We start from the raw sequence: 8,398 nt of genomic DNA on the forward strand, positions 1-8,398 counted from the left end.
AAAAATAATAATAGATAAAAAAAGGTATATATGAGCAACTCAGGCAAGCGCTTAGAAGAAACAAAAATTATTAATATAAAAAATTTTACATTGTTTTTGACATTATCTTTTATTTATTCTTTAATAGATGTTGTTTTTAGCAGTGGTAATTATGACATTAATTTATATGCAACAGGAGTTCACGGTATTGGTGATGCTATTGCTAAAGTTTTAAAAAGTATTTTCCAAATTGAAAATCCTTTATTTATTGGTTTTTTTGCAGCTTCTTTTTATGGAATTGTAAACGGAATTTTATTAATTTTAATTTCTTTTCCGAAATTAGATCGTAAATTTAGCATTACTACTCTTTTAAATAGTTTTTTTATTTTATTTTTTATACTAACATTAACTTATTTAATTAATGATCTAAATTGTTTGGGACTTAAAAATTTTTTTGGTCGTTTCCCTGAAGATAGTAGTTTTGGTCTTTCTTTATTGAGAGTTATGATTGTTGCTATTGTAGGAGGGATTACTTACGGCATTCTTATTGGAAAAGGCAGTTCTAGTGGTGGAATAGATATTATTTCCAAGTATTTAAACATTTATAAGAAAAAAGATATATCTGTAATCACTTGTATTTTGAATTATTTGATTGCTATTATCTCCACTTTATTAATTTATTTTGGTACTGTAAAATTCCAATGGGAATCTATTATTTTAACTAATTTAGTTAAAATACCTTTAAACACTCTTTTTATATATTTAGCTATTAAAAAAACTCAACCTAAAAACGAAATTAAAAACCAAATTTAAATAATTTATTTTTAAAGAAAGAAAATGATTTAAAAATGAAATATATTTTAAAAGAATTTGAATTATATCTTTCGGATGAAATTATTTTATCTTTTAATACGGTTAAATCTTATCTAACTGATGTTAAACAATATTTAATTTTTATAGAAAATGAATTAAAATTGAAAGATTTTAAAGAAATTAATAAAGAGCATGTTTCTTTGTTTTTGTCTCATATAGCGAATAATAAACGCATAGGGAGTAAAACTTTAGCGAGAAAAATTATCGTTATTAAAAAATTTCATCATTTTTTATTATTAGAAAAAAAAATAGATTATGATATTTCTTTAATGTTTAAAATACCTAAAATAGATAAAACCTTACCGACGGTTTTATCTACGGAAGAGGTGTTTTCCTTTTTAGAACAAGTCAATAAAAATGATTCTATTATCGAAATAAGAAATAAAGCTATTTTTGAATTGATGTATGGTTCAGGTTTGAGAATAACCGAACTGTTAAATTTGATTTTAGATAATCTAGATTTTAAACAATCACAAATTATTATTTTAGGAAAAGGTTCCAAAGAAAGGGTTGTTCCTATTTCCAAATATTCTTCAAAAATAATTAAAGAATATTTGGATCTTTCACGTAAATTTTTATTAAAAGATAAAAAAAGTAATTTAGTTTTTTTAAATAATAAAGGTGAGCGTTTATCAAGACAAGGATGTTATAAAATATTCAAAAAGATTATCAAATCAGTAGGGTTACCATCTAAATCCTCTCCTCATACCTTGAGACACTCTTTCGCCACTCATTTGTTAGAAAATGGTATAGATTTGAGAACCTTACAAAAAATTTTAGGTCATGAAGATATTTCTACTACTCAAATTTATACTCACATCAGTCAAAAACGTTTAAAAGAGGTTTATTTTCAATTTCATCCTCGCGCTAAAAAGACAAAAAAAATTCCCCCAGTTAAAAAGACTAAAAAGAAGAATGACTTGGATTAAAAAAATTTACAAAAGGATTTTAAAACGAAAATGCATTCTTTAAATTTATTATTTTATTCACAATTATTTTTTTTAGAACAAAAAAAAGATTCTTTAAAAAAAGATTGTCAAGCGAACAATTATCAATTTATTAATTATAAATTAGAAAGTGATAATTGTTTACAAGTGATCGAACAATTAAAACAAGAACTATTTACGAATTCTTTTTTTTTCAATAAAAAAATTATTTTTATTGAAAATATTTCTTTATTATTTCTTCAAAAAGATATCTCTTTTTGGCTTGATTATATTGAAAAACCTAATCCTAATATTATTATGTATATTACTGCCGAAAAAGATAATTTCCCTGCTTATATTAGAGACAAAATAAATAAAACATTTAACGAAGATAAAATTATTAATCTTTCTGAAAAAGATTTAATTCCATATGTTTTAGATCTTTTTAAAAAAGATAATTTTTTTATAGAAAAAAAAATAATCCCTCAATTAATTCAAAAAACTAACGGTAATTTATTCTTATTAAATGAAGAAATTAAAAAAATTAAGTTATATCATCATTCGGATAGAGTTATTTTTGATATGAAATCAATAGATAAATTGGTTTACTCTGAAGAACAAAATATTTTTTCTTTAATTTATTCTATTATTGATATTAAAAACCCTATTGATGGTTTTTTAATTTTTAAAGAAATAATGAAACAAAAAACAGATGTTTTTTTAATTATTCATCAAATTTTGAAAAAACTACAAGAACTTATTATTGTTAAAACTTTAATAAATAAAAAAAAAAGCCAAAAAGAAATAGCTTTTATTTTAAAATTCCCTCCCACTAAAACATATTATTTAATGAAAGAAAGTCAAACCTTAAACGAAGAAAAAATAACTAATTTATTTTTATCTTTATTAGATTTATCGTATCAAATTAAAAAAGGAGTTTTAGAACCTAAAATTAATTTAGAAATGTTTTTTATGAAAAAAATCTTTATATAAGGGTTTTTTTAATCATTTCTAACGAAATATCGCCTTTTCTAATAATTTCCCAAGAAGGAGCAGTTGTATCAATAACTGTTGAAGAAACATTAGAATTTGTTTGTTCATTAGGGTAAATATAATCTACTTGATTTTGATATTTATCAACTATTTCTTCAAAATTATTTAAAGGCGGTTGGCCGCTGTCGTTGACAGAAGTCGCTCTTAAAGGTCCTTCGTCTTTTAATATTTTTAAAGCCAATTTATGATTAGGAATTCTAATTCCTATTTTTTTTTCTTTAGTTAATTGATAAAAAGAAGGAGTAGTATTCACGATTAAAGTAAGAGCTCCTGGCCAAAAAAAAAGACTTATTTTGATAATTTTGAGATCTATAAGAGCTATATTTTTAACTTGTTCTAATGAATAAAATAAAATAGCTATTGGCTTATTAAGATCTCTTTTTTTAATTTGATAAATCTTTTTTAAATTTTCTGTATCATTGATTTTAGCTCCTATACCATAAACAGTATCAGTAGGGAAAATAATAATTTTATTTTTTTTAGTCATTTTTTTAAAATTCTTCTTTTAATTTTTGTTTTTCCATTTCATCAATTAAAGGTTCGATGACTAAATCTATTTTACCTTCCATAAATAAATCTAGTTTTTTAAGCGTTAAACCTATTCTATGATCTGTTACTCTATTACTGGAATAATCATAAGTTCTTATTTTTTCACTTCTTTCGCCTTTACCGATTAAATGCTTTTTAACATCATTTTTATCTTTTTCTTGTTGAGACTTCATTTGATAAAAAATTCTATTTTTTAATAATTGAAAAGCTTTATCTTTGTTTTCATGTTGACTTTTAGCTGTTTGAGAAGCAACACTTAGACCTGTAGGCAAGTGAGTCAACCTAACAGCTGATTTAGTAGTATTAACTGATTGACCACCTGGACCACTAGAATTATAAGTATCTACTCTAATGTCATTCCAATTAATATCTAATTCAATATCTTTAGTTTCAGGAATCACTAATACTTTCACGGTTGAAGTATGTGTTCTTCCTTGACTTTCTGTTTCGGGCACTCTTTGAACTCTATGAATGCCTGATTCATATTTTAAAAAGGAATAAATATTTTTACCAGAAATCATTAATTCTACTGAACTAATTCCGTTTTTTAAAGTTTGAGTGAAATTAATGATTTCTGTTTTCCATTTTTTATTTTCCGCGTATTTCATATAAGTACGAAACAAATCTAAAGCAAAAAGGTTGGCTTCTCTACCGCCAATTCCACCTTTAATTTCCATAATAACGTTTTTTCCGTCATCTTCATCTTGTGGTAACAATAATTTTTTTAATTCTCGGAGTTTATTTTGAATCTGTTGTTTTAATTCTTCTTTTTCTGCTTTAGCTAAAATAATTAATTCGTTATCTTTTGGGTCTTCTTTTTTGATTATTTGTTCAGTTTTTTTTAATTCTTCTTCTAAATTTAAATATTGATCATAAACAAAAACAATTGTTTTAAATTTATGATATTGTTTTAAAAGTTCAATGTTTTTTAAATTTTCTAAATTATCTGATATTTTTTTTTGTAAATTTAAATAATTTTCTTTTATTAAATTTAATTTATCAAACATTATCTTCTCCTTGCTAGATTATTTCTTTTATAAAAAAATATCTATCGATGTTACTTGTTAATTTATAAAAATTATTCCGGTATTATATCAATTTCTTTAAATAAAAGGTAATCTAAATTTAAATTAAAATGTTTCGTACCAGTAGCTCCTTGACGGTTTTTAGAAATAATTAATTCAGTATGGCCTAAATCAGCTAAAGGAACGTCTTTTCTGTCTTTGTTATAATAATGTTTTCGATATAAAAACATCACAATATCAGCGTCTTGCTCAATACTACCAGAATCTCTTAAATCAGATAAAATAGGCCTTTTATCTTCTCTTTTTTCTACTTCTCGGGAAAGTTGTGATAAAGCTAAAACCGGTATTTTTAATTCTCTAGCCATTTCCTTTAAACTCTTAGAAATATCAGAAACCTCTTCTTGACGGTTGAAAAAACCTTGATTATTAGTTTTATTAGTTTTCCTGATTAATTGCAAGTAATCGATAATAACTATATCCAATTTATCTTGTTTTTTTAATTGTCTACATTGAGACCTAATATCTAAAATATTAGCTGCTGCTGAATCATCAAAATATAAATTTAAATCTTGCAATGTATCGATCGAATAATTAACTTGTTTTAATTGTTGTTGATTCAATATTCCTAATTGAATATTTTTATGAGAGATTTGGCTTTTAGCACTTATCATCCTAGAACCTAATTGTTCGTTAGACATCTCTAAACTGAAAATAACCACAGAAGCTTTACCGTTTTTATTTTCTTGAGCAATATTAACCGCTATATTCATCATTAAACTGCTTTTACCCATGGAAGGTCTAGCTGCTAAAATGATTAATTCTTCTGGTTTTAAACCTAAAGTAATTTCGTCTAAACCGGCATAACCAGTTTTTAAACCGATAATATTATTATTCCTTTTATTTTCAACAGTGAGCTTTCTCACTTTTCTTAATAGATCTTTTAGGAGGATAAATTTATTACTTTTTTTATTTTTAGAAATTTGAAAGATTTTTTCTTCCACACTATTTAAAAACTCTTCATGATGAAGATCAGGATTGCTAAGTCCTTCGTGAACGATAGCGGAAGCTGTTTTAATAATGTTTCTTTTTAAAGCCGTTTCATGGACCAAATCAATATAAGTATCTAGATGATTTATAGAAGGAATCATATTAGTTAATTTAATTAAATAATTCGTGCTACCTTCTATCTTTTGGTTTTTGTTTTTTAGTGTAAGTGAAATGGTATAAAAATCAATTTGTTGAGATTTTTGGTATAATTCTATCATCGCCATAAAAATAAATTGATGATTAATATTAAAAAATTCTTCTGGTTCTAAACGATCTACCACATTAACTATTTGACTAGATTCTAAAAAAATAATACCTAAAATAGCTTGTTCTGCTTCTAAATGATAAGGGAGTTTTAAATTTTCATTCATTTTTATTTTCCGTTACATTAATAATAAAGGACGCCGTTATATCTTTTTTCAAAACTACTGAAGCTTTGTAGACTCCTAAAGAATTGATTTCGCTGTCTAAAACAATTTTTTTCTTGTTAATTAAAATATTGAATTCTTTAAAAAATTCATCCACTATTTGTTTCATAGTGATTTTTCTGTAAATTTTTCCTTTTGGACCAACAGTAATTTTTAAATTAATTTGTTTATTATCAATATCTTTTTTTAATTTATTCATTAAAGCAGTATGTTCCAAATCTTGTTGTTCTTTTAGTTGTTTGTCTTTTTCTATTTTTTTAATGTTTTTATCATTAGCTAAAAGAGCCTTTTTTTCTTTAATTAAAAAATTACCATAACCTAGAGTAATTTCTATAATGTCATTTTTATTACCCTTATTTTTAATATCTTCTAATAAAATTACTTTCATATTTTTAGCCCCTTCTTTATATTCTAACGCTAATATATTTTTTAATGTTCCTACAATGATATCAATATTGCTTTCTTCTATTTGAGTTGCTGCACTATTCATATGACCGCCGCCGCCCATTTGTTCCATAATGATTTGAACGTTAACATTATTATAAGATCTAGCGCTAATGCCTATTTCTTTTTCTTGCAGACGACCAACAACAAAAGCTGCCTCAATATTTTGAATATTTAACACATTTTCAGCTACTTTCGCTAAAAAGGAACGATTTTCTATTATTTCATTACTTTTAACAATAGCGAATCTATCCATATAAATTTCCATATTAGAAATTAATTGGTTCATTTTTAACATTTTAGAAAATTCTTGTCTAAACCAAAATTTTACTTTATCGCTCTCTGCTCCCATAGAAATTAATTGCGAAGCGGCGTCTAAAGTTCTTGAATTAGTACGATAAGTAAAATAATTAGTATCTATTGCCATTCCGCCATACATAATACTAGCTTCAAAAGGAGTAATATCTATTTTTTGGTTTAAAAAATAGATTAATTCAATTAACATCTCTACAGCGGAAGAAGAGGAAGAATCTATATAAGCAAAAGTGTTAACGATGATTTCATCAGAAGATATATGATGATCAATAATGATCGTATTAGGTGTTAAATCCAATAATTCTGGACTATTAACGATTTCTTTGCTTTGCGTATCTAAAATAACTAATAAAGAATTTTTATTAATGATATTTTTAGCTTTGGCGGTAGTTATAATATGTTTAGATAATTCTGGTTCTTCTTTTAATAAGTTTTGATAAATAATTTTAAAATTTTGATCCATCTTTCCTTCATCTAAAATAATATAATGTTCGTAATTATTATTAATAGATAAAGCTATTTTATAAAAAGCAATCATTGAGCCCAAAGAATCTAGATCAGGATTAATATGACTCATGAAAAAACAATTATTATTTTGTTCTAAAAGATCTCTGATAATTTCTGAGTTCACTCTAGCAGACACTTTGGAATTAGTACTTAAAGAAGATTGGGTCGCTCCGAAATATTGAATTTTTTGGTTTTCAATATTAACAACTACTTGGTCTCCACCTCTTTTTTGTGCTAATTCAATCGCGCTTTGAGCGTAAGAAGCTAATCTATTATAAGGTAAATTATAACAAGCTACACCCATAGAAAGAGTGATTTTTAATTTATATTTATTAGAAATATCACGGATCGTTTTTAAGATAGAAAATTTATCACTCATAATATTTTCTAATTGTTGACGGTTTAATAATAATAAAAATTTATCATCTGATAATTGCTTTAAATAACCTTCATATAATTCTACAAAATCAGATAAAACACTTAAATATTCCGCTTTGATTTGAGATTGTTCAGAAAAGTCCCAATTTTTTAAAGAATCTTCTATATTATCAAAAGATAAAAAAACTAAAACAGGTGTTTTTTTGTGATAAAGACTTTTAATTTGTTCTCTTTCGGTGACATTAAACAAATAAAAAAGATTAAATTCTTTATTGTATAAACAATCAAAAATTTCCTCACCAATAGTTAAAATAGTTTGTGTTTGGTTGGAATTTAATAATTCTTTCATTTCGGGGTGTAAATTTTGTAAAGGAGTATTGATAGTAGGTTTTTTAAAGATTTTATCAGCGTAAGGATTAATCCATTGTATCTCATTAGAAAAAGAATCGATCACTATAATGCCTATCGGCAATTCATTAAACACTTCTTCACCGATTTGATTAACAAAATAAGATAGTTTGGACCATAAGGAAAGTCTGTTTTGTAATTTTTTAATTTTTAAATGATTTTTAAAATTAAAATAAATGCTAAAAAGGACGAATAAGAATATTATTTGACCTAAAAGGCTAAAAAATAACTTCAAAATATTGTTTTTTATGTCTTCGAATTGTTTTTTAGGATCAGCCATTATGTCTTTAATGTGATTATAATCATAAATAGCTAAAATAACGAATACAGAAATTAAAAGAATAATTAAGAAGTATTTTTTATAATTGAGATTTTTTTTTCTCAATGATTTGAACATAATTTTTTGTAAACTCACTTTTCTATCATAAATTTTATTTTGAAAAAAAATTTATTTTTAATTGTAAAA

The 8,398-nt window shown here is 24.5% G+C and carries 7 protein-coding genes; 3 read left to right on the top strand and 4 right to left on the bottom strand.

Features of this window, described 5'->3' with window-relative positions; translation table 11 throughout:
* Positions 1 to 30 precede the first annotated feature (30 nt).
* The 3 genes from ON17_RS01205 to holA are packed head-to-tail and all read left to right on the top strand — an operon-like array spanning position 31 to position 2,771.
* Positions 31 to 792 (top strand): YitT family protein, encoded by a 762-nt coding sequence (locus ON17_RS01205; protein WP_017191666.1) that lies wholly within the window; start codon positions 31 to 33, stop codon positions 790 to 792.
* Between the two features lie 35 nt (positions 793 to 827).
* Positions 828 to 1,781: a site-specific tyrosine recombinase/integron integrase gene (gene xerA, locus ON17_RS01210; protein WP_017191667.1), complete on the top strand. Its 954-nt coding sequence runs from the start codon at positions 828 to 830 to the stop codon at positions 1,779 to 1,781.
* 30 nt (positions 1,782 to 1,811) lie between these two features.
* Entirely contained in the window at positions 1,812 to 2,771 is a 960-nt protein-coding gene (gene holA, locus ON17_RS01215; protein ID WP_017191668.1) for a DNA polymerase III subunit delta, read from the top strand.
* Here the strand turns inward: holA and ON17_RS01220 are convergent.
* The 4 genes from ON17_RS01220 to rplI form a co-directional block, all read right to left on the bottom strand.
* Positions 2,764 to 3,318 (bottom strand): L-threonylcarbamoyladenylate synthase, encoded by a 555-nt coding sequence (locus tag ON17_RS01220; RefSeq protein WP_017191669.1) that lies wholly within the window; start codon positions 3,316 to 3,318, stop codon positions 2,764 to 2,766. The genes holA and ON17_RS01220 overlap by 8 nt on opposite strands.
* A 4-nt stretch (positions 3,319 to 3,322) precedes the next feature.
* Entirely contained in the window at positions 3,323 to 4,387 is a 1,065-nt protein-coding gene (gene prfA / locus ON17_RS01225) for a peptide chain release factor 1 (protein ID WP_017191670.1), read from the bottom strand.
* A gap of 71 nt (positions 4,388 to 4,458) precedes the next feature.
* Positions 4,459 to 5,823 carry a replicative DNA helicase gene (dnaB, locus tag ON17_RS01230; RefSeq protein ID WP_017191671.1) on the bottom strand — a complete coding sequence of 455 codons (1,365 nt, stop codon included), beginning with the start codon at positions 5,821 to 5,823 and terminating at the stop codon, positions 4,459 to 4,461.
* On the bottom strand, positions 5,816 to 8,329 hold the full coding sequence (gene rplI / locus ON17_RS01235) for a 50S ribosomal protein L9 (protein ID WP_017191672.1): 2,514 nt from the start codon (positions 8,327 to 8,329) through the stop codon (positions 5,816 to 5,818). The genes dnaB and rplI overlap by 8 nt, the downstream gene beginning before the upstream one ends.
* Positions 8,330 to 8,398: the final 69 nt, after the last annotated feature.

Origin of the sequence: Poinsettia branch-inducing phytoplasma str. JR1 (genome assembly GCF_000309465.1) — a bacterium.
Taxonomy (GTDB): Bacteria; Bacillota_I; Bacilli_A; order Acholeplasmatales; family Acholeplasmataceae; genus Phytoplasma; species Phytoplasma pruni.

Excerpts from the sequence above, each read along its gene's own strand:
- ON17_RS01205 (WP_017191666.1), top strand. The coding sequence starts at position 31 with ATGAGCAACTCAGGCAAGCGCTTAGAAGAAACAAAAATTATTAATATA.
- xerA (WP_017191667.1), top strand. The coding sequence starts at position 828 with ATGAAATATATTTTAAAAGAATTTGAATTATATCTTTCGGATGAAATT.
- holA (WP_017191668.1), top strand. The coding sequence starts at position 1,812 with ATGCATTCTTTAAATTTATTATTTTATTCACAATTATTTTTTTTAGAA.
- ON17_RS01220 (WP_017191669.1), bottom strand. The coding sequence starts at position 3,318 with ATGACTAAAAAAAATAAAATTATTATTTTCCCTACTGATACTGTTTAT.
- prfA (WP_017191670.1), bottom strand. The coding sequence starts at position 4,387 with ATGTTTGATAAATTAAATTTAATAAAAGAAAATTATTTAAATTTACAA.
- dnaB (WP_017191671.1), bottom strand. The coding sequence starts at position 5,823 with ATGAATGAAAATTTAAAACTCCCTTATCATTTAGAAGCAGAACAAGCT.
- rplI (WP_017191672.1), bottom strand. The coding sequence starts at position 8,329 with ATGTTCAAATCATTGAGAAAAAAAAATCTCAATTATAAAAAATACTTC.